Here is a 25,372-nt window from a genome sequence, read left to right as displayed (position 1 = left end):
ACCCTTTACAAGCTGTAGATTTGTCCATCTACCAGCAGATGAGTAATGCCTTTCTTTTGCAACTGCGAGCGCACAACTTCCAGAATGTAGCCGGGAAAGTGGATGACCCGGTAGGGCGGGTGGGTGTTGCTGCCTCGGCGGCTCATTTCGCAAAAGCGCCGGGCCACCTTGTGGTTGTCAAAAACGGGCAGCGTATTGGCATTCTCGATCCCTTCCAAGGATCCCGGCCCCAAAAATTCCTTGAGGGGGCGGGTGGCCAATTCTTGGTAGCGGTCCACCACCACGTAGCAGGTCTCGGGCAGCTCCAGCTCCTCCAGGGGAAGCACCTGAATTTGATGGACAGGCCCAGCGAGGGGATCTGGCTCTGCTTCAGCGTCCTCCGGCAGATCGTCACTGGTGTCTTCCTCCTCTTCCGCCTCATCGTCGTCTTCTTCTGCAGCCAGATCTTCCTGCAGCTCAGCCACCAGGTGGGCTGGCAGTGCTTCAGGGGGCAGTTCTACTCCTTCGCCCGCTTGATTAGAGGCGTCCTCTGGAGACAAAACCTGTTGTGGCTGGGGCATCTCTTCCTTGTCCCTGTCTTTGCGGCGGGCTGCTAAGCGTCTGAGCTGGATTAGCTGCTGGTACTCGTCAGGAGGGATATTTTCCTTGAGAACGCGGGTGATGGTGGCGAGGCTGACGCGGAATTGCTCCGCCAGTTCAGCAACAGTAGCTACCGAGTCGCGGTAGGCATTGACGATCTGCTGTTGTTCTTGCTTTGACAGCTTGCTGCGAGCCATCGCCATTCACCCCCTCCCAAAAGTTCTTATGGGCAGGTGGCGTTGACCGGCACACCCGCCTGAGGCCGACGGCCAGTGCTTCCCAGTCTAACCCCTTGCCACTCAAGACGCGGCTCCTTCTGAGCGAAAAGCGTGCCCATTCAAAATGCAGGCCAGGGGAGCGAGCAGGCAAGGGGCATCAGGGGTGTAGAGCGGTGATCAAGTCCGCTTGGTTGAGCAGCAAGTCTGGTGGGCGGCAGTCCACAAGCGTTGGAAATTGGAGGAGCTCCTCAACCCTCTAGTCCTCGTTCGCGACAGCGGTGCGGCAGCGCTCCATCAGGTAGCAGAGGCAATCTTGGCGGATGATATGGCTATTGAGGGTGAGCATGGCTGGCACAAGAGGCACACGGGTGCGAATTTCCCCATCCTGGGCATAGAAAAAGCGCTCCGCCACATTTTGGCCTTGCTCGTCTTGCACCTCCAGGTAGAAACCGTTGGTGGTCCATCCAATGCAGGTGTGGGGAGGTAGCTCCCGAAAGTTAAGCAGATCCAAGTTGGGGGGGAAGCGCAGGTGCGGCTGGGATCCCTGCGGCTTGCTCTCTTCTTCCCCAAAGCTAAAGCTCACCTCTTCCGGGATCCTGACAATGGCGATGCTGTGAAAGAGGTCGATGTCTTGTCTAAGGACGGGGCGCTGCGGGATGGCCGAAAGATGAAGACAGGCTTGCAGAAATGCGTAGGCATGCTGGGTGCCGTAGGGCTGATCCGGCTTGCCGCACTCCAGGGTCACTGCCGGGCAGAAGCGCCCAAAGGCCATGCTCTGCACGCCTTCTGGCCGCCTGAAGTAGAGGACAGTGCGACCAAACAAGGTGGCCAGGTGCAAGGTAGAAGGATCTAGGTAATTGACACAGGCGTAATGGGGGTTGGTGCCCGTGTTGTTGTGGATGTCAACGCTGGCAAAGACGCCGCGTTGCCGCATCTGCCGCAAAACCGCCTCGGCCATGGCATGCTCGGGGGTGGAGCCGGGGCCCCAAATGCGGTTGTAGTCTGGCTGGCCGTCCAGGCGCCGCTGCCCATAGCGAGCAGCCCGTACATTGCCGATGAAGAGGGACAGGGAACGGGGCAGTTCTCGCCCGCGGTAGCAGCGCAGAAGCTGTCGCACTGCCTGCCAACCAGTGGTTTCGTTGCCGTGCAGCAGGACAGACACAAACAAGGGGGGATCCCGCCTTCCCCGCAGATGGATGAGGGTTGGCCCGCCCAAGCGGTCGTAGAGTTGATGGGCCTCTAGCTCCAGGAGTTGATCCGGCAGGTGGTCGAGAACGGTGAGCATGAGGGTTGGACAAGCACTTCAACGCAAACTCTTGGCTGCTCAGGAGCAGAAATGAACAACTGGCTACCGTGCTGGTGGCTTGGGTCGTCGCCCTGCCCTTTGATTGGAGAAGGCATCTCCCCCCTTCCAAGCTGGGCAAGGGATCCATCTTGCCCAGGGGGATCCCCTGCCATACGGGGAGGGCGCTTTCCTAGTCGAGATCCCAAGTGTGTACCGGCTGACCTTGCCGCTGCCGTTCCCAGTAGGCACAGGTCAATTGTTGCATATCTTTACCATGCCGAGCCACGTAGCGCCGCTGCCAGGTGGCCCCATTCTGCCCCAACTCGACGCGGGCACGGAGAATGCCCAGGTACTCCTGGATATCCTGGGAGGACAAGTTCAGTTGCGCCAATCCTTCCTCGGCCAAAGGAATTAGCTCTTCCAGCAGCAATTGGCGCAGGGATCCCTGCCACCCCTTGAGCCAGGTGATGGGGGCCTCGAGGCCGAAGCGGGCAGCCGCGTAGAAATTGGCGCGGCACTGGGCAAAGCTCAGCTCCTGCTCCGGGGGAAGGGGTCGGGATCCCAGAGCTTGCACCAGGCCAAAGTAGAAGGCGGCATTGGCGATCATGTCGGGTAGAGTGGGACCTGCTGCAGCCACCCGCTGTTCAATGCGCAGATGGGGATAGGGATCCACCCCCACCAGAGGGCGGTTCCAGCGCCAGATGGTGCCGTTGTGCAAGCGCAGATGGGCTAGCTCAGTAGGAGGTGAGGCCAGCCTCTGCGGCAACACCACCGGATAGCAGCGCAGATTTTCCCAGAACAACTCCATCAGGGACTCTTGCACATAGCCTTGCCCAAAGGTGACGCGAGGTTGGTGGGTGGGGGCAAGGGGGGGTGGGCCATCCAACGCCTGCTCAAACACAGGGATGCGGGTTTCCGCCCATAGGTCGTGCCCGAACAGATAGGGAGAATTGGCCGCCAGCGCTACCAAGGGGGCCGACACGAGCAGGGAAGCGTTGAAGTAGCGGACCGCTTGGTGGGGGGCCACCTGCAGATGGATTTGAAAAGAGGTGGTGGCTGCCTCCAGCATGACGTTTGGGTGGGTGACCCGCAGCAGGGTGGCAGGCCCTTCGATTGTCAGCCCCAGGGGCGGGATCCTGGAGGGTTGCTCGCGCCGGTGCAGGTTCAGGATCTGCTCGTTGAGGGCCAGGTAGCGCTTGCGAGGCGAGATCATCTCCAAAGTGAGCTGCTGCTGCTGCAGCGTGGGCAAAATGCCGATCGTCATCAGCCCCGCCTGCAGTTGCTCGGCCACTCGGCAACAGCGATCCCACGTTTGGCCCAGCTCTTGCTGAAACTGCCGCAGAGCCGAGCCGACCAAAACTTGGGGCCGGCTGTTGATCTCCACGTTGAACTGGGCCAGTTCCGGCACCACCAGCGGATCGTTCACCGCTTCCAGGTAGGCTGAGTTTATCGGGGCCGGATCTCCCTGGGGGGTGACCAGCCATGCCTCCAGCTCAAACCCGCCCACCGGGGATCCCTGGGCAAAGGGCTGACAAGCCGGATCCAGCCCCGGCGCACCGGCCAACCAGCGGTCGAGCAAGTCCGTTTCTTGCTGCAGCCGAGCTTTGAACTCGGCAAAGTCTTCGTCGCTAAAACTCAGGCAGGCGATCTCCTGGCCCATCGAGACAACTCCGCGGCTTTTGGGAATAAGACCACCGTATCGCTGCTGCCAGGGATCCCGGGGTAGGACAGTTTACCGCTGTTGCCTCCTGGCCAGCTCTAGCCTATGGTTGCTGGCTGGATATCCCAGGGCACTTACTTGGTCAGCTATCCTGCCGTTATCGAGACATCTTCAATGCGCAGGGCAGGAAAGGCAGCTGTGCCGTTGAAAATCGTTACTTCCTGGGAAATGGCAGAGATATTGCGCAAACAGTCGTAGAGATTGCCGGCAATGGTGGTCTCCAGGATGGGGCGTTTTTCGCCGCCTTTGACCAAGAAGCCCCCCTTTACTACCCCAGAGAAATCTCCTGTGATGGGGTTGCTGCTGCCAGAAAGCCGGGTGACGATGATGCCCCGCTCCATCGCGTACAACTCCGCCAGGGGCGTTGTCCCTGGAGCCAAGCTCAGACAGGCCGGCCCCACTCCTGGCAAGCTGCCCGCTCCGCCTGTGGCATGGCCATTGGAGGGAACGCCGGCAGCCCGGCCCTCGTAGCTGTTGTACATGAAGTTGCAGAGGATCCCTTCGTGGATTAGGGGGGTAACTTGGCGGGGGATCCCCTCGCGGTCAAAGGGCTCAATGGGGTAGCCGGGCAAGCCCAGGCCTTCCGAAACCAGCGTCAACAGAGGGCTGGCGATGAGGGATCCCATCTTCTGGGCCAGGGGGCTTTTGCCTTTGCGCACTGCATCCGCCCCCAGCACAAAGAGGAGGTCTCCCAGAAACTCCTCCACCACATCCGGCGGCAGGACGATGGGGCCACGAAAACTCTCTCCCTTGCTAGCCCCCAGGGCCCCCACGCACTTTTGCACAAAGCGATCAAAAGCTCGCTCTAGGGCCGGCACCAGATCCGCCCGCTTCTGGACGCTGTCGCCGTCGTAGGCAAAGCTGCCTACCTCATCCCCATCGATGGCCATGCCAAATAGGGATCCGCCCGCCTCAACGCTGTGGTAGTTGGCGCGGATGCCGGTGGAAGAAGCAATGGCCACGGTATCCTCTTCCACACTGAAGGAGCCGCTGTCGATGGTGATGCGCGGGTCTTTGGAGCGCACCCACTCCACCAGTTGGGATCCCAGTTGCGTCAGCTCGGCAGCATCCAGCTCCAGCAGGCCTGGGTCAAGGGCAAAGGGCACCTGGGGCAGAGGCTGGGGATCCGGCAGGCCGTTGAGGGGATCCGCCGGCGAAGCCTTGGCCATGGCCACCGCCTCAGCTGCTGTTTCGGCCAGATCTTCTGGGCGGTTGGAGGTGGCAAAGCCCAGCCTGCCGCCGCAGAGAACCCGAATGCCAAACAGGGTTTCACAGCTAGTGCGAACTAGGCTGAGGTCATTTTTCTCAAAAGTGACTTCCGTCTCGCGGCCTGAGTTGGCAAACACCTCGGCTTGGTCAGCGCCGGCAGCCAAGGCCTTTTGCACACCCTGTTCGCAGAGATCTAGCAAGTTTTCGGGGGAAATAACAGAGCCGGGCATGGCTGAGAGGGGCAAGAGAACAGTTCTATTATCAACCTAGGGCCAAGATCTCGCTCAGGAGCAGGAGACAAGCCCTCCCTCAGGCGGCGGCCCCTACTCCAGCGGCTGATCCGAAAAAAGCAGGGGAGCGATATTGGCCGCCTGGTTGAGCGGGATCTCGTCGTGGATGGCGTACTGGTAAAACTGGTCTATGCGCCGGCACAGGCCCTCTGGGGTTAAGGCCTGCACGTTGGAGCTGATGATGTAGCTCTGGGCAGGAGAGGTTCGGAACGCCTGAAAGGCTTTGCGACAAAACGCCTGCTTGGCTTCGGGATCGGCCTGGCGCCACTCCGGCCCCGTTAGTTTGCCAGATAGTCCTGGCTCAGTTGCTGCCCAAGCGCTGGACGCGACCCAGGGCAGTCCCGTGCCCAAAACCAGACACGCCAGGAGGAGCAATAGAAGTCTCGCTTTCAGAAGCACCTGCTGCCAAAAGAGCCACAGCGGTTGCCCATGTTGCACCATCGTTGGATAGGCTAGGGGGTAGGCTGGAATGCCAGAGCACTTCTAGCCATCCTACCGCTCCTCGCTCGCCCCCAGGCAGCGGTAGGGTAGCAGCCAGTCCTCAACCCATGGCCCGTAGCAGACCCCGCCGAAAGCAGCGCTTTCCCCACCTCCTCGGCTCCAAGTGGACTTCGGTTCAGCCTGTGCTGGGCTGGCGACATTTTCAGGTTACCGCTCGCCAAGAGGGGGAAGGAGGGGTAGTGTTTGCCGAGCTCAAGGCCGTCTGCGATCCCCAGGTGCGCCTCTGGGTCAACGCGGCCACCCTGAAGAACCGGGATCTTTGGCAGCCGGGCTGGACGCCGCTGGAAGACGGGATTCCCTGCGGGCGGCAGGATCCCCTACTGGACAGGGCTGGGGGATAGTTTCTCTCAAGCTGGGGCTCAGGGATCGATTAGGATCATCTCTCTAGTGTGGTGTTTTAATTCGGAAGCTTGAGGAGAAGAAAGCGAGATGGCCAGATGTGACGTTTGCGGAAAAGATCTTAGCTACAGCGATTATCAGTGGGCCAAGCGCTGCGCCAATCCCTACGGGAAGTCTCACCTCATCTGCTTCGACTGCTACAGTGGTTCGTCTTGTCCCATCTGCTATTCCCCTCTGGAGCCGGCAGAATAGAAAGAGGCGTTCTCAAAAGCTGCTTGTCGGTTACTCGACTCCCATCCCCCTAGCTCCTCGGAGGGGGCGATGGTCGACAGGGGTCTCGATGGTTTTCCCAAGGGAGCCGGAAAAGTGCGCATTGGCCAGGGCTACGACATCCACCGCCTCGTCGAGGGGCGCCCCCTGATCCTGGGCGGGATCCGGATCCCTTACGAAAAGGGGCTATTGGGCCATAGCGACGCCGATGTCCTCACCCACGCCATCATGGACGCCCTCCTGGGAGCTGCCGCCCTGCGGGATATCGGCTACTACTTTCCCCCTGAAGAAGAGCGTTGGAAAGGGGCAGATAGCATCCTTTTACTACAGCAAGTGGTGCAGCTGGTGGGCCAAGAAGGCTGGCGCATTGCCAACGTCGATAGCGTCGTGGTAGCGGAGCAGCCCAAGCTCAAGCCTCACATCCCTGCCATGCAGGCTCGTCTAGCCGAGGCTATGCAAATATCGCCCAAGCAGGTAGGGATCAAGGCCACCACCAACGAAAAACTGGGTCCTGTAGGTCAGGGGGAGGCTATGGCTGCCTTTGCTGTAGCCTTGCTGGTGGAACGCTGAGGGCATTCCTACCTCACCGTCAACTCCACATCCCCTGTGCTTCTCAGGACGTTGATCCCCACCCCTCCTGCCTGGAGATACAGGCCAATGTCCAGGGATCCGCGCCCCACCTGAATGTTTTCGAGGGTAACATGGGGCAGCCACAGGGGCAGGGTGGGCTGAGTCAGGTGCACCCGCTGGGCCAGCCCGTCGATCTCCAGCCCCAGACAAGCCTGCAACAGCAAAAACACACTGGCCGCCGCCCAAGACTGGGGCAGACAGGCCACCGGATAAAGGGTGGGGCCTTCCCGCTGGCGCCGCCGAAAGCCACAGAACAGCTCCGGCAGCCGCCGCAGCTCTAGAAACTGGCTGGCATCGAACAAGGCTGTCAACACCTGGGCCGCCTCCGCCTTATAGCCATAGCGGGAGAGCCCTGCCGCAATCAGGGCATTGTCGTGGGGCCAGATGGAGCCGTTGTGGTAGGACATGGGATTGTAGCGCCCTTCCCCTTCCGCCAGGGTGCGGATCCCCCAGCCGCTAAAAAAAGCCGGCTCCAAGAGTTGCCGGGCAATGCGCTCGGCATGCTGCGGGTGAGCGATCCCGGAAAACAGGCAGTGGCCCATGTTGGAGCTGCGCACGCGACAGGGTTGCTTGCGCCCGTCCAAAGCCAGGACGTAGCCGCCCAGCTCTTCACACCAAAACTGCTCCCAAAACTGCTGCTGCAGCTTTTCTGCTTGCTGCCGCAGTTGCGCCGCCTGCTCTTGCCGCCCCAATAGCTCTGCCATCTCCGCTGCCAACAGCTTGGCCTCGTAGGCGTAGCCCTGCACCTCGCACAGGGCTATGGGTGGCTCCGCTAGGGATCCGTCGGCATAGAAGATGGCGTCTTCCGAATCTTTCCAGCCCTGATTGCGCAAGCCCCGTCGCGCCTTGCTGGCATACTCCAAGAAGCCGTCGCCGTCCAGATCCCCGTAGGTGTCCATCCAGCTTAGGGCTGCTTCGATGTTGGGCCACAACTGCCGCAACAGCTCGAGGTCGCCGCTGCGGCGCACATAGCGCCCTGCTAGCACCACAAACAGCGGCGTTGAGTCGATGCTGCCGAAATAATTGCCAAAGGGGATCTCGCGCGTCTTGGCCATCTCGCTGTAGCGCTGCTCGTGCAAGATCTTGCCCGGCTCGGCATCGCGGCTGGGGTCTACCTCCTGGGCCTGGTGGGCTGCCAGGTACAGCAGCACTCCCCGCGCCAAATCGGGGAACCACCAAAGGGTGGCTAGGGCAGTGATCAGCGCGTCGCGGCCAAAGACTGTGGCAAACCAAGGTACGCCAGCGTGGGGATAGAGCCCATAGGGAGTGCGGGCCAGCATCATCACCAGGTCGTCCCGCGAGGCGTTGAGCCACTCGTTAAACTGAGCGTTGCCAGTGTCGATGCGGTGGGCCAAAGCTCTTAGCGCCGCCCGCTGCTCCCGTTCTGCCTGCAGCGCCTCCTGGTAGGTCAGGGGCGGGATCTCCTCGCCGCCATAGCTGCAGACTACCCTTACTTCCAGATCCCGCTCCTCCTGAGGTGCCAGCGGCACCCACCACTGCGCTAGCTTTTCCGAAACCACGTCCGGAGGAGGGGAAAATAGGAGCCGCGTCTGCCGCTCCAGTCCGTCTAGGCCGTGGTAGCGCAAAGTTACCCCCTCCGGCGTCACCTGGGCCGGCAACAGTTGCCCCCGCTGCGCCCGCCGGATGCCGCGAATCTCAAACATGTCGGCAAAGTCGGCCTCAAAGCGCAGGGTAAGCGGCACGCGGAGCGTCTCTAAGCCGTAGTTGTGAATGCGAATGCGCTCATAGGCCACGTTGTTCCACAAGAAAGTGGTGCGCAAGACGTGTAGCGTCTCTTGTTCAATGAACTGCCCCTCCGAGGTGGTGAACTCGGGGTTGGTGAGATCCACCGCCAGAATATCCCTGTCTTCCCGCACCTCTGAGCTGAGCAGCAGAAACTGCTTCCCCTGTAAGTCCAAGACCAGCCGAGATAAAAAGCGGGTGTCATCGCGAAACAGGCCGTGATCCCGGATGCCGAGGGGGCGCATGTTTCCCAGGCGGTCAAAAACAGCAAAGCAGTTGTCCTGCTTGAGGACGTGGGGACGCGCCTCCACTAGCGAAGCGCTGGCCCGGATGTAGTACTGATCCTGAATCTGGATGATGTCTTCGGCCATCTCGGTCTTCGCACCCAACCAAAGCAGCAAAACAGCAGCCTCGCAGCTAGCTCAAGCTTTACCTGGGCAGAGTTGACAGGCCAGGGGTGGCTTTCTTCGAGCGCTCCTGCCGCTCGTTCACCAATTGGCTGTAAAGAGCCTCGTATTCCGACACCATCCTCTCGACGCTAAACCGCTCCTCAAACACCTGCCGCACCCCAGCTCGGTCAAGGGATCCCACCTTTTCCAAGGCCTCCACTGCCTCTTCCACGGAGTCAACAATAAAGCCGGAGCGGCTGTCGGCCATCACCTCGGGCACTGAGCCAAAGCGAGTAGCAATCACCGGCGTGCCACAGGCCATGGCTTCAATCATCACCAGCCCAAAGGGCTCCGGCCAGCGGATGGGAAACAGCACCGCGTAGGCCTTGCCCAAGAACTCGTTTTTCTCTTGGTCAGTGATTTCCCCAATGATCTCCACATTGGGATGGCGGCTAGCCAGAGGCTTAATTTCTAGCTCGTAGTACTGGCGATCCACCGCGTCGATCTTGATAGCAGCCTTCAGCGGCATCCCTGCCCGCGCGGCAATTTCAATGGCCGTGTCCAACCCTTTTTCCGGCGAGACCCGGCCCAGAAAGGCCAGGTAATCCCCCTTTTCTGGGTAGAAACGGTGGAGATCCAGGGGTAAGCCATGGTAGACCGTCCCTACCCAGCGCGCCTGGGGCAACGGCCGCCGCTGAGCATTGGAGATGGAGACCACCGGAATGTCCTGAAACTCGCTGTAGAGAGGCTGCAGCTCCGGAATGTCCAGTCGCCCGTGTAGAGTGGCCAAAAAAGAAACTTGAGGGTGGCGGCGGGCCAGGGCGTAGGGATAGTAGTCGATGTGGCCATGGATAATGTCAAACTCGTTGGCCATCTGAAAGGCCTTCTCCACCATCAAGATGTGGGGAGCCACCGTATCAATGGCCGTGGGATCCAAGCGCAAAGCCCGCTCCTGGAAAGGGATCAAGCGAGCCTGGGTCTGAGAGTCGCCGCTAGCAAATAGAGTCACCTCGTGCCCGCGCCGCACTAGCTCTTCAGTTAACCACGAGACCACCCGCTCGGTGCCGCCGTAGAGCTTGGGGGGTACACTTTCGTGCAAGGGGGCAATTTGGGCAATGCGCATCGTTATCCTCCAAACCCAATTGGTAGCCGTTCGGGATTGTTGGTTGCGCCGAGCTAAAGGCGCTTCCCAGGTGCTGACCCCGGCAGCCCAGCCCTGTTACAGCTGGTTGCAGGATTTTCTTACAACCCCTTGGCTAAAGCCGGATGATAAAAAAAGAGGGAGCCAGCTAGATCCAGCCTATGGGCTAGCTGGATGGCTTTGTTGCGTTGGCTGGTGAGAAAATAGCCCATCCTCCAAGCCTAGCCGATTTCCAGCACGAATACAATCGCCTCATGGGCCGGCTATTTCTGCCGCGGCAAACAGAGGCAGAGTACCAAGCCCGAATTTTGGGTCAGCCCGCCTGAGGGATCCCACCATGCCCTACATGGTTATCTACGACGGCCTCTGCAACCTCTGTGCCACCGGCGTTCAGCTCTTGGAGCAACTGGATCGCGGACGGCAGTTTTGCTATGCCCCCATGCAAGATGCTTCTACCCTAGCCCAATGGGGGATCCCACCGGAGCAGGTGGAGCTGGGGATGATTCTCATCGATCTGGAGCACCCAGAGCGCCGCTGGCAGGGATCCGCTGCCATTGAACAAATTGCCGCCCTTTTGCCGGGTGGGGAGCTGTGGCTGGCTCTGTACCGCAACTTTCCTGGCTTGAAGCTTCTAGGGGATCGAGGCTACGAACAGATCCGGGATCACCGCTACGAGTGGTTTGGCCGCCGTAACACCCCATACCTATCTGTCTACCCTGCTTGTGTTTCCTGCCGGGATCCCTTGGCTGACAACCCATAATACTTGGTGGCCATTCAGCAAACGGTTCCTCTAGCCGCCATTGCCCGCGACCAAATTCAAGACTTGAAGGCATGGGCTGCTGAGTCGGGAGCTCGAACCGCCTCCCAGGATCAACGGTTGGTTCAAGAGCTGCAAACCCTGGCTCAAAAGAGAGGGCTAGGCCCCATTGAAGTCGATAGCCCCTCTTCCGCTCTGAAAGACCTATAGCAACTTGGCAGTGACCTGCTCATCCCGGCGCAGTCGAGGGGGAAGTGGCTGGGCTCAGGCTAGACTGGTAGGTACAACCGGCAAGATGAGGATCCATGGCAGCAAAAGCGGGGGCAAGACCATCTCCAGCGGGGGGAGAGGAGCAGAACTGGCCTGCCGGCTTTTGGAACAGCCAGGAGGAGCCCAAGGAGGCCTGTGGAGTATTTGGCATTTTGGCCCCTGGGGAGGAGGTGGCCAGACTAGCCTACTTTGGGCTGTTTGCCCTGCAGCACCGTGGCCAAGAATCGGCGGGGATCGCCACTTTTGAAGGAGCTTTTTGCCGAGTACACAAGGCGATGGGCCTAGTTTCCCAAGTTTTCGACGAGGTAAACCTGGCCCAGCTCAGCGGCGACTTGGCAGTGGGCCACACCCGCTACTCCACCACTGGCTCTAGCCGCGCGGCCAACGCTCAGCCGGTAATCGTGGAAAGCCGCCTGGGGCCGCTGGCTTTGGCCCACAACGGCAATTTGGTCAATGCCGAAGAGCTGCGCAGAGAACTGGAAGCTGCCGACCGCCACCTCACCGGCAGCACTGACTCGGAGTGCATTGCCCACGCCATTGCCCAGGCGGTCAATCAGGGCCAAGGGTGGGTAGAAGCCACCTGTCGGGCTCTGCGCCGCTGCCGTGGGGCTTTTAGCCTGGTCATCGGCACCCCCGAAGGGCTGATTGGAGCGCGGGATCCCTACGGCGTGCGCCCGCTGGTGTTGGGGTTTTTGAGCCGCAACCCCACCAGGCAGGAGCTGCTGCAGCCCCAGATGGTGGGCGGCCCTCATTGCCCCGAAGCCCCACGGTTACACTATGTCTTAGCCTCCGAGACCTGTGCTCTGGATATCATCGGAGCCGATTACCTGCGCCACGTGGAGCCGGGGGAGCTGGTGTGGATTGACCGGCAGGGGCTGCAATCGGTGCGCTGGGCGGAGGCCAACCCTAAACTGTGCATCTTCGAGATGATCTACTTTGCCCGCCCCGATAGTTGCATGCATGGGGAAAGCCTCTACTCCTACCGGGTGCGGCTGGGAGAACAACTGGCCAGGGAAGCTCCGGCAGAGGCCGACTGGGTGATCGCGGTGCCCGATTCCGGCACCCCGGCAGCCATTGGCTATGCCCGCCAGACAGGGATCCCCTACACCGAGGGGCTGATTAAAAACCGCTATGTGGGCCGCACCTTCATTCAGCCTACCCAGTCGATGCGGGAGCGGGGCATTCGCATGAAGCTCAACCCCCTGGAAGATGTGCTGCGGGGGAAGCGAATTGTTATTGTGGACGACTCGATTGTGCGCGGCACCACCAGCCAGAAAATCGTCAAGGCCCTGCGCCAGGCGGGGGCCACCGAAGTTCACATGCGCATCTCCAGTCCGCCGGTTACCCATCCCTGCTTCTACGGCATCGACACGGACAGCCAAGACCAGTTGATTGCCGCTAGGTATTCGGTGGCAGAAATTGCTGAGAAAATCGGGGTGGACTCTTTGGCCTACTTGAGCTGGGAAGGCATGCTGGCGGCTACAGGCCAGGACCCCAATTCTTTTTGCTCTGCCTGCTTTACCGGCCACTACCCCATTCCTGTCCCAGAGGGGCTAAAGCGCTCCAAGCTCGCTCTGGAGACAGCAGCCAGCCGCAAAGATCGCTAGCCAATGCTGGAGAGCCTGCGGAGGGAACATGACCTTGCGCCTGCGCCAACTGGGGGATCCCATCCTGACTCAAGTAGCTGAGCCGGTCACTGAGTTTGGAACGCCGGCTTTGCAAAACCTCATTGAAGAAATGCTTGCCACTTTGAAAGAAGCCCAGGGGGTGGGCTTGGCGGCCCCTCAGGTGGGATCCCCCCTCCAGGTCATCATTGTGGCCTCCCGTCCCAACCCTCGCTATCCCGACGCTCCCCAGATGGAGCCGCTGGTGATGCTCAACCCCCGCCCCTTGGCCTTGAGCGACGAGCAGGTGCTGGGGTGGGAGGGCTGCTTGAGCGTGCCCAACTGCCGTGGCCTAGTGGCCCGTGCCCGCGAGGTGGAGGTGGAGTACTACACCCCAGAAGGTGTCCGGCAGAGAGTGACTTGGCAGGACTTCCCAGCACGGGTTTTCCAGCACGAGTACGATCACCTCTTGGGCCGGTTGTTCCTGGATCGGCAGCCGCAGCAACTGCTGACGGAAGCTGAGTACCAGGCCCAGATCCACAGCTTGGCCGGTGGCACAGAAGAGCAACAATTGCCACCCTGACAAAAGCCTGCAAAGGCAGAGCAGTCAGCGTCCTAGTCAGCCCACCACCTTCTGCACTGCCTGCAGCCGCCCCAAGGCCCAGCCTCGCCGGTGCAACAGGGCAAAAGAGGTCAGTAAATCCGGCCCCTGCAGCTCGCCGGTCAAGGCCGCCCGCAAACTTTTCATGAGCAAGCCCTTTTTCATCCCCTGGCTTTGGGCCACCTGGTCCACCAGTGGCTGCAGGCTCTCAGCAGTAACTGGCTGAGGCAGCTCGGCAGCAGCCAACGCAGATGCCATGGCTGCCATTGCCTCTGCCACTCCCGGCAAGCGCAACTGTTCCAGCGCAGGCAAGCTGTAGCTAAGGGGCTCTACGAATAAAAAGCGACTTAGGGGAGGGGCCTCCGCCAGGCGGTCGATGCCGTCAGCCACTAGGCGAGCCACATCCTCTAGCCAACTGGAATCGGGCACCGATCCCAGGTCAAACCCCGCCGCCTGCCAAAAGGGGGTAAGCCGCTCCACCAGCTCCACTGGCGAAAGCCGCTTGATGTACTGGCTGTTGAGCCAGTTCAGCTTGTCCCAGTCAAAACGGGCAGCAGCCCGGTTGACTCGGTCAAAGTCAAACAGGGTAGCTGCTTTTTCCAACGAGAAAATTTCTTCCCCATCTGGGGGAGACCAACTCAGCAAAGCCAGGTAGTTTTTGAGGGCCTCGGGCAGAAAGCCCATTTGCTGAAACTCGGTTACCGAAGTGGCTCCATCCCGCTTGGAGAGCTTCTTCCCTTCTTGGTTTAGGATCAGGGGGGAATGGGCAAACTGCGGCGGTTCATACCCCAGCGCCCGGTAGAGCAAGATCTGCTTGGGCGTGTTGCCAATGTGGTCTTCGCCACGGATGACGTGGGTGATGCCCATGTCAATATCGTCTACCACCACTGCCAAGTTGTAGAGAGGGTAGCCATCCGCCCGCGCGATGACCATGTCCCCACCCAAGTCCTGGGTGTTCCAGGTAATGGGGCCGCGGATGAGATCCACCCACGAGACCTCCATCGGCTCCTCAATCTTAAACCGGATCACCGGCTGCCGCCCCTCAGCTTCGTAGGCCCGTCGCTGCTCCTCGGTGAGGAAACGGTGGCGGTTGTCGTAGCGGGGGGCTTTGCCAGCGGCCTTTTGGGCAGCCCGCATGGCTTCCAGCTCCTCCTCAGTGACATAGCAGCGGTAGGCCAGCCCCCGATCCAGAAGCTGCTGCACCACTTCCCGGTAGCGCGCCATGCGGTTGGACTGGTAAACAGGCCCTTCGTCCCAGTCCAGCCCCAGCCAGGCCAGCCCCGCGAGGATATTACGGGTGTAGCGGGGGGAAGAGCGCTCGCGGTCAGTGTCTTCGATGCGCAGGATGAACTGGCCACCATGGCGGCGGGCATAGAGCCAGTTGAACACTGCTGTCCGGGCTGTGCCAATGTGCAAGTTGCCAGTTGGGCTGGGGGCAAGGCGAACGCGAACACTCACAGGCAACGCTTCCTAAAGAGGGCATCCCGATCCTAGTCAGCATTGGGATCCCTTGTCATGTTGGAATCCGTATGCGGTTGCCAATCGAAGCAGTTTGGGTAGAATCCGCCTTAGCTGCCAGTCAAGCGGTAAGCTCCCCGGGGGTAAAGGTTGATGGGCAGCGCCCAGATCTTCCCGTGTTGAGGAACAAGCTGTAGCGTAAAGGGAATTACGGAACATGCGTCTAGCCTTGGCGATGGTTCTAGGGTGTTTAGCCGCCGGGATCCCGGCAAGGGGTGTCTTTGGCCAAATTGCCTATCCTTCTTACCCGGTGGGGAATACCTTGGATGAGATTCTGTTGGATAAGGGCAGGGAGGTGGATCCAGTGGCTTTCCCTGAAGAGGTGGTGCGCTCCCAGGCCAAGCGAGTCACTGCCTTCTTCACCGCCTTGCTAAACCAGCGCACTAACATCCCGCCCTTGCGCTCTTTGGATTTGCCTAGCCCCTATCAAGCCTCAGTTCGTACTCAGGCCGGCTATTACCGCGTCACCCAGACAGAGCCTGTTTTGGACGCTGAGATCCTCCGCTAGGCAAGCCGAGGAGTGGGAAACCAGGAGAGGCTAAGATTGGCTGGTAGCGTTTCTAGCTGCCTATGCCTGCCCAACCCAAGGTGAAAGCCCCTTCTAAGGGTGTGGATCCCCGCCAATTCACTGCAGCTGATGTGGCAGCTATTGCAGAGCGGCTGGAGCGCAATGAGTACCCTAACCTCTTCGACTGCCTGGAAGACTGGCGCCTACTGCAGGCCGTTGCTTTTTACTCTCCCAAGCTGGTGGCTCCTTATGCCCACTTGTTGGAGTGGGGAGAAGTGGATGAAGATTAGAGCTGCCTCTGAGTTTCTCCTTCAGCCTGCTTGACCAGGTGGGCCTAGTCGGGGTGGGTCCAATTTGGCCAGCTTGGAATGGCTTTCTTGAAGGTCTTGGATCTTGCGGCTATTGGCGGCACTCTGCTCGGGCGTCCAGGCCAGCAGTTTTTCTACCCGAATCCAAGCAGCCTTGGCTCCGGTTGTTCACTGCCTTTCGGAGCTACAAACCCATCCCTGCCAGCGTGTCGATCAGCTGCTCCAGGATCAGGGTGAGGTTGGGGTGAGAGGTTTCAAACAAGGCCAGTGCTTCTTCCAGGCGATCCTTTAGCCCTCGGTCTTGTTGGCTTCCCATCTCGGCCAGGAGCGCTTCCACTTCCTGACAGATGGCGGCAATTTGCTGCCGTTGCTTTTCCTCCAAGCCAGAGGCCTTTTGCAGCTCAACATCAAGATCATGCAGCAGCTTGCGCAGTCTTGATTCGGCCATTCTCGAGTCCCACCACCTTGCCCTAATCAAATCATACGGCTTGCCCGAGAATCTCAGAGGTGGAAGCGCCCTCAGCTAAGATAGGCAGCAACCTGGCTTCTGCTGCTCTGGGCCGATAGGGGATGGGGCAAGAACGCACCGTCTGGGTGAGGTGAGGGAACCGATGGTTGGGGCTTTTGTCCGACCGGCTAGAGGAGCGGTGGGAGTAAGCTGGGGGTGAACTCCTGGGGGGTGAAAGAAATGAAGGGGGGCAACAGCTGGAAAAGGAAGTGGGCGCCTTGGCTAGCTCTTGGGCTAGCGCTAGCCGTGTTAGCGTGGGGTGTGGTCGGCAGCAATGGAGGAGCGATGGCCAGTCTCGACAAAGGATCCCGAACGTTGACTGTAACCGGTCAGGGATCGGTTGCCGTGGAAACCTCAATTGCGGTGATCCGGCTAGGGGTAGTGATCCAAGGGGATACGGCCCAATCTGTCCAACAGCAGCTGGCTGAGCGTTCGGAGCGGCTGGTCAACCGCCTCAAAGAGCTGCAGGTAAGCGCCCTGCAAACCACCGGCATTTCCCTCTATCCCCGATACGACTACCGAGAGAGCCCGCCTCGCCTGACAGGGATCCAGGGGCAAAACAGCTTCCAATTTGAGGTGCCCATAGCCCGAGCAGGACAAGTGCTGGACGAAGCCGTGGCTGCCGGAGCCACCCAAGTGGAGTCGGTCAGCTTCCGAGCCAATGAGGCCGCCCGGTTGCAGGCACGCAGCCGCGCCCTAACCCAAGCTGTGGAAGATGCTCGACGCCAGGCCAGTGACGTGCTGGGGGCCTTGAACCTGAGCATCCGTTCCGTGGAACGCATCCAGATTCACAGCGACAGCTATGTCCAACCCCCGTCCCCAGGCATGGGTGGAGCGGAGGAGGATGCCCCTCTCCAGGCAGCCACCATGCCAGTAGAAGGGGGACAGCAAACGGTGCGCGCCCAAGTGACTCTTGAGATCCGCTACTAGCCGTCAAAAAGCCCAGACTTGAATCCCTGGAGGAGTGGGGGTGGAAAGACGCATTTCGGGAAGCACGCAGTTGCTGGGCCTAGTTGGGGATCCGGTAGCCCATAGCCTCTCCCCGGCGATGCACAACGCCGCTTTGGCGGCCATGGGAGAAGACTACTGCTATGTGCCCTTTCCCGTGAAGGCAGAGCGCTTGGCGGTGGCGGTGGCAGGGCTTGCAGCCATCGGGGTGCGGGGGTTTAACGTAACGATTCCTCACAAGCAGGCCATTCTGCCTTTGCTTAGCCAGGTGGAAACGCGGGCGGCAGCGGTGGGAGCGGTGAACACCGTCTACGCCTTGCCCGAGGGAGGCTGGGGTGGCACCAACACCGACATCGACGGCTTTGTTCAACCTTTGCTGGGTTTAGAGAAAGGGATCCCTGTCCTAATCCTGGGATCTGGCGGGGCGGCGCGGGCGGCCATCCAGGGCTGTTTGGAGTTGGGGCTGGGGCCAGTGCGGGTGGCTGGGCGATCCCTTGAGAAGTTACAGGCCCTGCAGCAAACCTGGCCGCAGCTGGAGACGCTAAGCTGGGCCGAGCTGGATCGCCGCTTGCCCGAAACTCGCCTTGTGGTCAACACTACCCCCGTGGGCATGCAGAAGCCGGGCTCTGCTACTGAACTTTCCCCTCTTAGCTCGGAACAACTGGCCCTATTGCCTGCCGGCGCCGTTGTTTATGACCTCATCTATGTACCGGATCCCACGCCGCTGCTGCGCATGGCGGCTGAGCTGGGCCACACCCCCATCAGTGGTCTGGAGATGCTGGTTCACCAGGGGGCCAAAGCTCTCTCCCTCTGGCTGGGGGGCAAGCCTGTGCCGGTGGAGGTAATGCGGCAGGCAGCTCGACAGCAGTTGGCTAAGTACCGAATTGAGTCTTGACCCCAGAAGATGCGGAAGTCGGGGGATATCGAGTTCTGGCGGTGTTGTCCTTTGGCTTGGCTAGGCGGGAACAATTGCCTTTGGTTTGCCGATCTCTAAGGAGAGACGGGGCTAAGGCTTCTGTAGGAGTTAAGGGTGTTGGGGTTGCCAAGGCAGCAGTGGAAAACACCCGGAATCCCCTGGCTGGCAGGTGTGCTTGGCGCCCTGATACTGCTGGGGCCCAGGAGTGCTGCCCAAGCCGAATTCCAGTGGCCAGGCCATTTCTCTTTCCCAGGGGGATCTCCCCTGGCTTTTCGGCTTGACGCCTACTGCCGCCAGCCACCGGAGGAAGTGGCGCGCAAGGCTCAACTGCGCCAGCGGGCTGCCCAGTCGGATGCGGCTTGGGCCGAATACACCCAAGTTTTAGCCGAACATCGCGCTGCCTTGCTCGCCTGCCGCAGCCGCCGTTGGCCGCAAGTCCAGGCCATTTGGGTGCGCCTGCATCCTTGTGATGCCAATCCGGGCGTGCTGGATCAGGTGTTCGACCAAGTGGTGAACCTAGGCTACAACCGCGTCTTTATCGAGACCCTGCACGACGGCCGCTCCATCTTGCCGGATGGGGCAGGAGGGATCTGGCCCAGCCTGCAGCCCACTGCCGATTTGCTGGACTTGGCTCTCAAGGCGGCGCGACGGCGGGGGCTTTCGGCTTATGCGTGGGTGTCTTCCCTCAATTTCGGCTACAGCTACGGTCAGCGCCCGGATCGCCAGTCCGTCTTGGCCCGCAACGGTCGTGGCCTTGCTACCCTCTTGGATCCGGCAGCAGCCCTCCCCGAAGATTTGGGTAGCCCCGATGAAGTGTTTGTGGATCCCTTTCACCCCCTGGCGCGACGGGATCTTGCCGAGCTCATCCGCCGGATCTTGCAGCGGCAGCCGGACGGAATCCTCTTCGACTACATTCGCTATCCCCGCGGCTCGGGGGCCTCAAGCCTAGCCACTAACGTCCGGGATCTGTGGATCCACGGGGAGGGGGCCCGACAGGCCTACCTGGACTTGGCAGAAAACCCAGCGGGGCGAGCCTTGCTGGAGCGTTACCTAAGGCAGGGCTACATTACCGTAGCGGATGTTCTCCACCTGGATGCCACCTATTCTGAAGAGCCGAAGTGGCGTCGGCCAGGGGATCCCAGGCCCAGCGCGACTGAGGAATGGGTATTTTCTCCAGAGCTATCGACCTGGGTTACCCGGAGCACAGCAAGCAAGAATTGGCAGGGAGAGCAGCATTCCACCCCTGCCCATTCAGGGAGGAGCAGTTTAGAAAAGTTGGCGGCTCCCACTCCTTCTCCCACGCCCACCCCTCCTGCCGCCGTTCGCCAAGTACGCTGGCAGCAGCAGCTCTGGGAGCTCAGCGTTGAGTTCGCTCGCCAGGGGGTGCTCGATTACCTTCGACAAGCTGCCCAGCTCGTCTGGAAAAGGGGAATTCCAAGCGGGGCTGTCTTTTTCCCCGATGGCAACCTGAAGGTAGGGGAGGGGTTTGATGCTCGCCTCCAGCCTTGGGATCGCTTTGATCCAAACATGGAATGGCACCCCATGGCCTATGCCAAGTGCGAGGACAGCTCTTGTGTGGTCAAGCAAGTGGAGCGAGTTTTGGCTGTAGCTTCTCCCCAAACCTTTGTTTGTCCCGCTATTGCTGGGCTGTGGGGACAAGCGCAGCGAAACCGCCCCAGTCTAGAAACCCAGATGGCAGCCCTGGCCCGCCGCTTCCCGCAGTTGTCCTGTGTGAGTCACTTCTCCCTCTCCTGGATCGAGCCGGAGCTAGAGCGCAGCCGCCGTGCCTGCCAGCTTTAACGCCCGTACCAATCTAGGAGGCTGCTGTCTAAATCCTCGACTCAACCACTTGCTGCAACTGCTCCAGAAGCTCGGCCTCGGCAGCGGCGTCGTAGAGCCGTGAGCAAAGTAGCAGGCAGGCAGCTGCGGAAGATAGGCGCAGAGCTACAAAGTTGAGATTAGGACCAGAGCGTAGCGCTCGGCGTAGTCCATTAAAGCCTGAGCCGCAGACACAACGCTGTCCTGCACAGGGTGTGCCGGCGATTAGGTCCGCGGTGGGCTTTGAAAACAAGGTAGAGACTTCTGGCCGGCTTAGCTCCAGGGATCCCAATTTTCGTGAAACTTACCTTCCAGGATGGCCTGGCGCATTTTCTGCATGTAGCGCACTAGCTCAGTGATGTTGTGGATAGAAAGCAGAGTGTAGCCCAGGAGCTCCCCTGCGCGGATGAGGTGACACAGGTAGGCGCGGCTAAAGTGGCGGCAGGTGTAGCAGGGACAGTCGGGATCAATGGGATCTAGGCTGCGGCGGTGTTCGGCATTCTTGATGTTCCAGCGTTTGCCCCGGCTGATTACCGTACCATGGCGAGCATAACGGGTGGGGATCACGCAGTCAAACAAATCCACTCCAGCAGCCACTGCGGCCCGTATCTCAGCATAGGTGCCCACCCCCATAAGGTAGCGAGGGCGATCTGCCGGCAGTAGAGGGGCTGTTTGCCGCACCACGGCGTGCATCAGCTCCACTGGCTCTCCTACACTCACCCCGCCAATGGCATACCCCGGCAGATCCAACCGACAGACCTCTTCCACCGCCTGGTGGCGCAGCTCTGGGTAAACCCCTCCCTGGACAATGCCAAACAAGGCTTGATCTGAACGGCGATGGGCCTCTACACAGCGCTTCAGCCACTGATTGGTTCGCCGCACCGCTGCAGCTACCGCTTCTGGACTAGCAGGGTAGGGGGGACACTCATCAAAAGCCATGATGATGTCCGCGCCCAAGGCATTTTGGATTTGAATGGCAAGCTCAGGGGTAAAGCGAACCAGACGCCCGTCGTAGGGGGAGCGGAAGGTCACCCCTTCCTCGTCAATTTTGCGAATGGCGCTGAGGCTGAAGACCTGGAAACCCCCCGAGTCGGTGAGGATGGGGCCCGGCCAGCCCATAAAGTGGTGTAGCCCCCCTGCTTCTTGGATGATGCTCTCGCCAGGCTGCAGGTGGAGGTGGTAGGTGTTGCAGAGAAGGATGGGGGCACCGGTTTCCTTGAGCTGAGCCGGGGTGAGGGTCTTCACGTTGGCCAGAGTTCCCACCGGCATGAAGCAAGGGGTGGGAATTTCGCCGTGGGGGGTGATGAAATATCCCGCCCGCGCCTGTGTGTTGGGGCAGGTGCCCTCGCAAACAAAAGTAAAAGCCGCCAAAGTTAGCGCTCTGGATCCATTGCGTGCGCAGCCGAGCTTAGCATAAGAGTAGGATCCCTTTGCAGAACCTGCCTCTGCCCTTGACAGGGATCCCTTTTCTTGGGCAGACTTATAGATCGCTGCGGAACTGGCGGAATGGTAGACGCGCTAGATTCAGGTTCTAGTGGCAGCAATGCCATCGGGGTTCAAGTCCCCGGTTCCGCATCTAAGTACAGCTAAGATCTCTGGCTTCACCTCTACTTCCTCTTACAGAGTCAGCTCCTTTTCAATTTGAGCCAGCTTAATACGGGCAAGGGCCAGGTTTCCTTTCTCTCGATCCAGGGCCAGATAGAAAAACAAGCCAGGTATATTCCTGAGTAGATACATCAGGTGGTACTGAGTTTCCAGAATGATAAGTATCTCTTCAATTCTGTCAGTGAATCCAAGGGACTCCGCAACTCGCATCTTAGCGCGGATCACCTCTGTGTTTCCGGCAACAGCCAGCTCTAGATTAGCTTCGGGAAAGGCAGGGCTGTTGGTACCCTTGTATCCCAGGCACATCCCGGTTTTCCAATCCCCCAGTGCTACCCCCAAGGCACCATCAATGCTCAAGGCCTTTACCAGGCTATCTTGGAGCTTTTGCATAGCTAAATCTATTCTCCTTTTGCCGAGCTTGTGGTATCATGCTAGGCCCTTTGTTAAAAAGTTTCAACCTGAAGTTCCCATACGAACGATAGGAAATAGCCTGGTCATCTTAACTAACACCATAGATTGGAGTTTATTGTATCAATCTTCCCTGGCTTTGACACCAGTACGAATGTCGAGACTGAGATCCGACCAGCTTTTTTCTCTTCTGCCTACAGCGGATCTGGATAGGTCAGGTCTGGGCCTGTAATTTTGCCTCGTCTGACGGAGCTGCTGAGCAGGGCGAGAATGCAGACAGCTCATCCAGCAGGAAGCGGGCTTGGAGAGCGGATCCCTGTAGCTTCCGGTGGAGAGGCTTGGAGGTTATGCTGGGGTTACCTCTTTTACCTTGAGACTATCGACCTCCGAGATCGGTGGATCGGAACCCTTCCTGGCCTATGCCCAAAGCCCCCCTCCCTCCCAACGAAAAAGAGCGGCTGGCTGCCCTGCGGCAGTACCAGATTCTCGATACGGCACCTGAAACTGCCTTTGACGAGATCGTCCGCCTTGCCGCCTACATCTGCGGCACGCCCATTGCCCTGGTCAGCCTTGTCGACGAACACCGCCAGTGGTTTAAAGCCAAATTCGGCGTCGATGTGCAGGAGACTCCCCGGGATGTGGCCTTCTGCGCCCACGCCATCTTGTCTCCCCAAGAGCCGCTGGTGGTGCCCGATGCTACCCAGGATCCGCGCTTTGCCGACAACCCGCTTGTTACGCAAGAGCCCCACATCCGCTTCTATGCTGGCATCCCTCTGGTAACTCCAGAAGGGCAAGCCTTAGGCACGCTTTGCGTTATCGATTATCAGCCTCGGCAGCTTAGCCCGGAGCAATTGGAGCAGCTCAAGGCTCTGGCCCATCAGGTAGTAGCTCAGTTGGAGCTGCGCCGTAGCTTGAGGGAACTGGCTCAGACGCCTCTGCTGCCTAAGTCGGGGGATACTAAACCTGCCCGCAAAAACCGCTTTCTCCTCAAAGTTACCGCCGGTTTTGGCCTGGCTGCCTTGCTTTTGGGCGGGATCACCTACTCAGCTCAGCGGAATGCCTCTCAACTGCCGCAACTGACAAGCCGAGTGGCCCACACTCTGAAAGCAATCCAAAGCTTGGAGGGATTGTTGGCGGAAACCGGAGCCGCCGAGGCCGGTCAATATGGTTATCTTCTGACCAATAATCCTCGCTATCTCAGTGAGTACCAAGCCAGCCTTGAAGCCACCTCCACCCATCTGCGCTTGTTGAAAGAGCTCACTGCTGACAACCCCCTGCAGCAAGAGCGCCTGGAGCGCCTAGAGCTGCTGCTGGAGCAACGGCTGAGGGTTTTCCAGGATTTGATCCGGCTGAGGGAGCAAGAGGGGCTACCTGCCGTTCAGGAAGCTCTAGAAAGCAGCGAAGGGCCAAGGTTAACGGAGCAAATTGTCGAGTTGATTCGGGTGCTGCAGCAGGAGGAGAATCGCCTTCTGGAGCAACGCAATCAGGAACTGCAGTTAACCTGGGTGAGAACCAATCTTGTTGCCCTGGGGGGGCTGATTTTCACTTACCTGGTTCTGAGCGCCGTTTACTTCCTCATCCGCCGGGAGACTGCCGAGCGAGAAGAGGCAGAACGATCCCTCAAGCAAGAGCGAGATTTTACCAACGCGGTTATCGATACGGCAGGGGCGCTGGTGGTGGTCATGGATCCGGAAGGGCGCATCCTGCGCTTTAACCGGGCCGCCGAGCAACTCTCTGGCTACTCGCTGGCAGAAGTTAAGAACCGGCTGCTGTGGGATTTGGGTTTGATCCCAGCGGAGGATGTGCCTGGTGTAAAGCAGGCTTTTGAACAGCTCAGGGGCAATCCCTCCCTATTCTTGAACCGCCATGAAAACTTCTGGCGCACCAAGCAGGGGGCCTTGCGGCTGATTGCTTGGACCAACACTGCCCTGGTCAGCGCCGATGGCAAGGTGGAGTTTGTCATAGGCACCGGTCTCGACATCACCGACCGCAAGCTGGCAGAGCTGGCCCTGAAAGAAAGCGAAGAGCGCTACCGGGATCTCTTTGAAAATGCCAGCGACCTCATCCAGAGCGTGGATGCCGAAGGGCGCTTTTTGTATGTCAACCGCGCCTGGAAAGAAACCCTGGGCTACGACGAAACTCAAATCCAGCAAATGAGGGTTTTCGACATCATCCACCCCGACTATCGGCAACACTGCCAGATGCTTTTTCAAAGGCTCATGGCAGGAGAGCTATTGGAAAACGTCGAGGCGGCCTTTGTAACTGCTAACGGGGAAACGGTCTGGGTGGAGGGCAATGTCAACTGCCGCTTTGAAGATGGGGTGATGGTCGCCACGCGGGGCATCTTCCGCAACATCACCGAGCGCAAAAAAGCTGCCGAAGAGCTGGAGCGCCAGAGCCGGCGGGCTCAACTCCTGGCCGATCTTAGCTTAAAGATCCGCCAATCTTTGGATATTGCCGAGATCCTGGAAACGGCAGTGACGGAGATCCAAGCCCTGCTCAAGGCAGATCGCGTTTTGGTCTATCACTTCCAGCCGGATGGATCCGGGATCATCTCCAACGAGAAAACTCAGCCGGGGATCCCCTCCTTGATGGGAGAGGTGATCGAGGATCCCTGTTTTCAGGAAAAGTACGCCCAGCTCTACAGCCAGGGCCGGGTTTGCGCCGTCAGCAACGTGGAGACCGAAGGGCTGGAGCCCTGTTACCTGGAGCTGCTGCGAAAAATGCAGGTCAAGGCCAACCTGGTGGTGCCCCTATTGATGGAGCAGCGGCTGTGGGGGCTGTTGCTGGCTCACCAGTGCTCGGCACCCCGCCAGTGGCAGCCGTTTGAGATTGAGCTGCTATCGCAACTGGCCAACCAAATCGGCATTGCCCTCACCCAAGCAGCCCTTTTGGAGCGGGAGAGAAAGCGCAGCCTCGAGCTGGAACAAGCCCGCAAAGCGGCAGAGCAAGCTGCCCAGGCCAAGAGCAGCTTCTTGGCCACCATGAGCCACGAGATCCGTACTCCCATGAACGCGGTGTTGGGGATGACGGGTCTGTTGCTGGAGACGCCCCTTACCCCAGAGCAGCGGGATTTTGTGGAGACTATCCGCGTCAGCGGCGATGCGCTGCTCACCCTCATCAACGACATCCTGGACTTCTCCAAATTGGAGGCCGGGGAAATGGAGCTGGAGATCCTGGATTTTGATCTCCGCTCGTGTCTAGAAGAGGTGGCGGATCTGTTTGCTTCCACTGCCCACGCCAAGGGCCTGGAGCTGGCAGTGCTCATGCCGCCGGAAGTGCCGCGCTA

23 protein-coding genes and 1 tRNA gene are annotated in these 25,372 nt (G+C 59.7%); 13 read left to right on the top strand and 11 right to left on the bottom strand.

The window, feature by feature from the left end; translation table 11 throughout:
- Positions 1-5 precede the first annotated feature (5 nt).
- The 5 genes from NW814_RS00575 to NW814_RS00555 form a co-directional block, all read right to left on the bottom strand.
- Positions 6-776 carry a hypothetical protein gene (locus tag NW814_RS00575; protein WP_414404791.1) on the bottom strand — a complete coding sequence of 257 codons (771 nt, stop codon included), beginning with the start codon at positions 774-776 and terminating at the stop codon, positions 6-8.
- 277 nt (positions 777-1,053) lie between these two features.
- A complete protein-coding gene (locus NW814_RS00570) occupies positions 1,054-2,082 on the bottom strand; it encodes a M14 family metallopeptidase (RefSeq protein WP_414404790.1) in 1,029 nt (342 codons plus the stop codon).
- 190 nt (positions 2,083-2,272) lie between these two features.
- The gene (locus NW814_RS00565) at positions 2,273-3,742 is read right to left on the bottom strand and encodes a glutamate-cysteine ligase family protein (RefSeq protein ID WP_414404789.1); all 1,470 of its coding nucleotides are present in this window, start codon (positions 3,740-3,742) and stop codon (positions 2,273-2,275) included.
- Positions 3,743-3,888: 146 nt separating this feature from the next.
- Positions 3,889-5,241 (bottom strand): TldD/PmbA family protein, encoded by a 1,353-nt coding sequence (locus NW814_RS00560; protein WP_414404788.1) that lies wholly within the window; start codon positions 5,239-5,241, stop codon positions 3,889-3,891.
- A gap of 93 nt (positions 5,242-5,334) precedes the next feature.
- Positions 5,335-5,742, bottom strand: coding sequence for a hypothetical protein (locus tag NW814_RS00555; protein WP_414394318.1), 408 nt, complete (start codon positions 5,740-5,742; stop codon positions 5,335-5,337).
- A gap of 107 nt (positions 5,743-5,849) precedes the next feature.
- Here NW814_RS00555 and NW814_RS00550 point away from each other — a divergent pair, with 107 nt between their 5' ends.
- A complete protein-coding gene (locus tag NW814_RS00550; protein WP_414404787.1) occupies positions 5,850-6,143 on the top strand; it encodes a TIGR02450 family Trp-rich protein in 294 nt (97 codons plus the stop codon).
- Positions 6,144-6,507: 364 nt separating this feature from the next.
- Positions 6,508-6,981: a 2-C-methyl-D-erythritol 2,4-cyclodiphosphate synthase gene (gene ispF / locus NW814_RS00545; RefSeq protein WP_414404951.1), complete on the top strand. Its 474-nt coding sequence runs from the start codon at positions 6,508-6,510 to the stop codon at positions 6,979-6,981.
- Between the two features lie 8 nt (positions 6,982-6,989).
- On the opposite strand, the gene NW814_RS00540 is transcribed toward ispF, so the two are convergent.
- Both NW814_RS00540 and NW814_RS00535 read right to left on the bottom strand, forming a co-directional pair.
- Positions 6,990-9,155 (bottom strand): glycogen debranching N-terminal domain-containing protein, encoded by a 2,166-nt coding sequence (locus tag NW814_RS00540; protein WP_414404786.1) that lies wholly within the window; start codon positions 9,153-9,155, stop codon positions 6,990-6,992.
- Between the two features lie 58 nt (positions 9,156-9,213).
- Positions 9,214-10,296, bottom strand: coding sequence for a glycosyltransferase family 4 protein (locus NW814_RS00535; RefSeq protein ID WP_414404785.1), 1,083 nt, complete (start codon positions 10,294-10,296; stop codon positions 9,214-9,216).
- Positions 10,297-10,651: 355 nt separating this feature from the next.
- Here NW814_RS00535 and NW814_RS00530 point away from each other — a divergent pair, with 355 nt between their 5' ends.
- The 4 genes from NW814_RS00530 to def all read left to right on the top strand — a co-directional run bounded on the left by NW814_RS00530 (position 10,652) and on the right by def (position 13,528).
- Positions 10,652-11,074: a thiol-disulfide oxidoreductase DCC family protein gene (locus tag NW814_RS00530; RefSeq protein WP_414404784.1), complete on the top strand. Its 423-nt coding sequence runs from the start codon at positions 10,652-10,654 to the stop codon at positions 11,072-11,074.
- Positions 11,075-11,080: 6 nt separating this feature from the next.
- A complete protein-coding gene (locus tag NW814_RS00525; protein ID WP_414404783.1) occupies positions 11,081-11,281 on the top strand; it encodes a hypothetical protein in 201 nt (66 codons plus the stop codon).
- Between the two features lie 95 nt (positions 11,282-11,376).
- Entirely contained in the window at positions 11,377-12,948 is a 1,572-nt protein-coding gene (gene purF, locus NW814_RS00520; protein WP_414404782.1) for an amidophosphoribosyltransferase, read from the top strand.
- Between the two features lie 28 nt (positions 12,949-12,976).
- Positions 12,977-13,528, top strand: a complete 552-nt coding sequence (def, locus tag NW814_RS00515; protein WP_414404781.1) for a peptide deformylase — start codon at positions 12,977-12,979, stop codon at positions 13,526-13,528.
- Positions 13,529-13,564: 36 nt separating this feature from the next.
- Here def and gltX read toward each other — a convergent pair whose 3' ends face one another.
- A complete protein-coding gene (gene gltX / locus NW814_RS00510; RefSeq protein WP_414404780.1) occupies positions 13,565-15,004 on the bottom strand; it encodes a glutamate--tRNA ligase in 1,440 nt (479 codons plus the stop codon).
- Positions 15,005-15,221: 217 nt separating this feature from the next.
- Between gltX and NW814_RS00505 the strand changes: the two genes are divergently transcribed.
- Both NW814_RS00505 and NW814_RS00500 read left to right on the top strand, forming a co-directional pair.
- Positions 15,222-15,572 carry a hypothetical protein gene (locus NW814_RS00505; protein ID WP_414394334.1) on the top strand — a complete coding sequence of 117 codons (351 nt, stop codon included), beginning with the start codon at positions 15,222-15,224 and terminating at the stop codon, positions 15,570-15,572.
- 62 nt (positions 15,573-15,634) lie between these two features.
- Positions 15,635-15,862 (top strand): DUF2555 domain-containing protein, encoded by a 228-nt coding sequence (locus NW814_RS00500; protein ID WP_414394335.1) that lies wholly within the window; start codon positions 15,635-15,637, stop codon positions 15,860-15,862.
- 202 nt (positions 15,863-16,064) lie between these two features.
- Here the strand turns inward: NW814_RS00500 and NW814_RS00495 are convergent, their stop codons facing one another.
- On the bottom strand, positions 16,065-16,328 hold the full coding sequence (locus tag NW814_RS00495) for a DUF4404 family protein (RefSeq protein ID WP_414404779.1): 264 nt from the start codon (positions 16,326-16,328) through the stop codon (positions 16,065-16,067).
- A 345-nt stretch (positions 16,329-16,673) separates the two neighbouring features.
- Here NW814_RS00495 and NW814_RS00490 point away from each other — a divergent pair, with 345 nt between their 5' ends.
- From NW814_RS00490 to NW814_RS00480, 3 genes are all read left to right on the top strand, one after another.
- Positions 16,674-17,318 carry an SIMPL domain-containing protein gene (locus NW814_RS00490; protein WP_414404778.1) on the top strand — a complete coding sequence of 215 codons (645 nt, stop codon included), beginning with the start codon at positions 16,674-16,676 and terminating at the stop codon, positions 17,316-17,318.
- 40 nt (positions 17,319-17,358) lie between these two features.
- The gene (locus NW814_RS00485; RefSeq protein WP_414394341.1) at positions 17,359-18,231 is read left to right on the top strand and encodes a shikimate dehydrogenase; all 873 of its coding nucleotides are present in this window, start codon (positions 17,359-17,361) and stop codon (positions 18,229-18,231) included.
- A 192-nt stretch (positions 18,232-18,423) separates the two neighbouring features.
- Positions 18,424-20,052: a hypothetical protein gene (locus tag NW814_RS00480; RefSeq protein ID WP_414404777.1), complete on the top strand. Its 1,629-nt coding sequence runs from the start codon at positions 18,424-18,426 to the stop codon at positions 20,050-20,052.
- A 291-nt stretch (positions 20,053-20,343) separates the two neighbouring features.
- Here NW814_RS00480 and tgt read toward each other — a convergent pair whose 3' ends face one another.
- Complete coding sequence (tgt, locus tag NW814_RS00475) at positions 20,344-21,441, bottom strand: tRNA guanosine(34) transglycosylase Tgt (RefSeq protein WP_414404776.1); 1,098 nt, start codon at positions 21,439-21,441, stop codon at positions 20,344-20,346.
- Between the two features lie 121 nt (positions 21,442-21,562).
- Between tgt and NW814_RS00470 the strand changes: the two genes are divergently transcribed.
- Positions 21,563-21,645: transfer RNA gene (locus tag NW814_RS00470), tRNA-Leu, on the top strand.
- A 42-nt stretch (positions 21,646-21,687) separates the two neighbouring features.
- On the opposite strand, the gene NW814_RS00465 is transcribed toward NW814_RS00470, so the two are convergent.
- Entirely contained in the window at positions 21,688-22,065 is a 378-nt protein-coding gene (locus NW814_RS00465) for a hypothetical protein (RefSeq protein ID WP_414388824.1), read from the bottom strand.
- 437 nt (positions 22,066-22,502) lie between these two features.
- Between NW814_RS00465 and NW814_RS00460 the strand changes: the two genes are divergently transcribed.
- Positions 22,503-25,372, top strand: a 2,870-nt coding sequence (locus NW814_RS00460) for a GAF domain-containing protein (RefSeq protein ID WP_414404775.1), incomplete at its 3' end; no start/stop codon positions are given.

It is taken from the genome of Synechococcus sp. R65.1, from assembly GCF_047461755.1.
Taxonomy (GTDB): domain Bacteria; phylum Cyanobacteriota; class Cyanobacteriia; order Thermostichales; family Thermostichaceae; genus Thermostichus.
The sequence above is the reverse complement of the archived record's forward strand: the minus strand, read 5'-3'. Positions and strand labels throughout refer to the sequence as shown.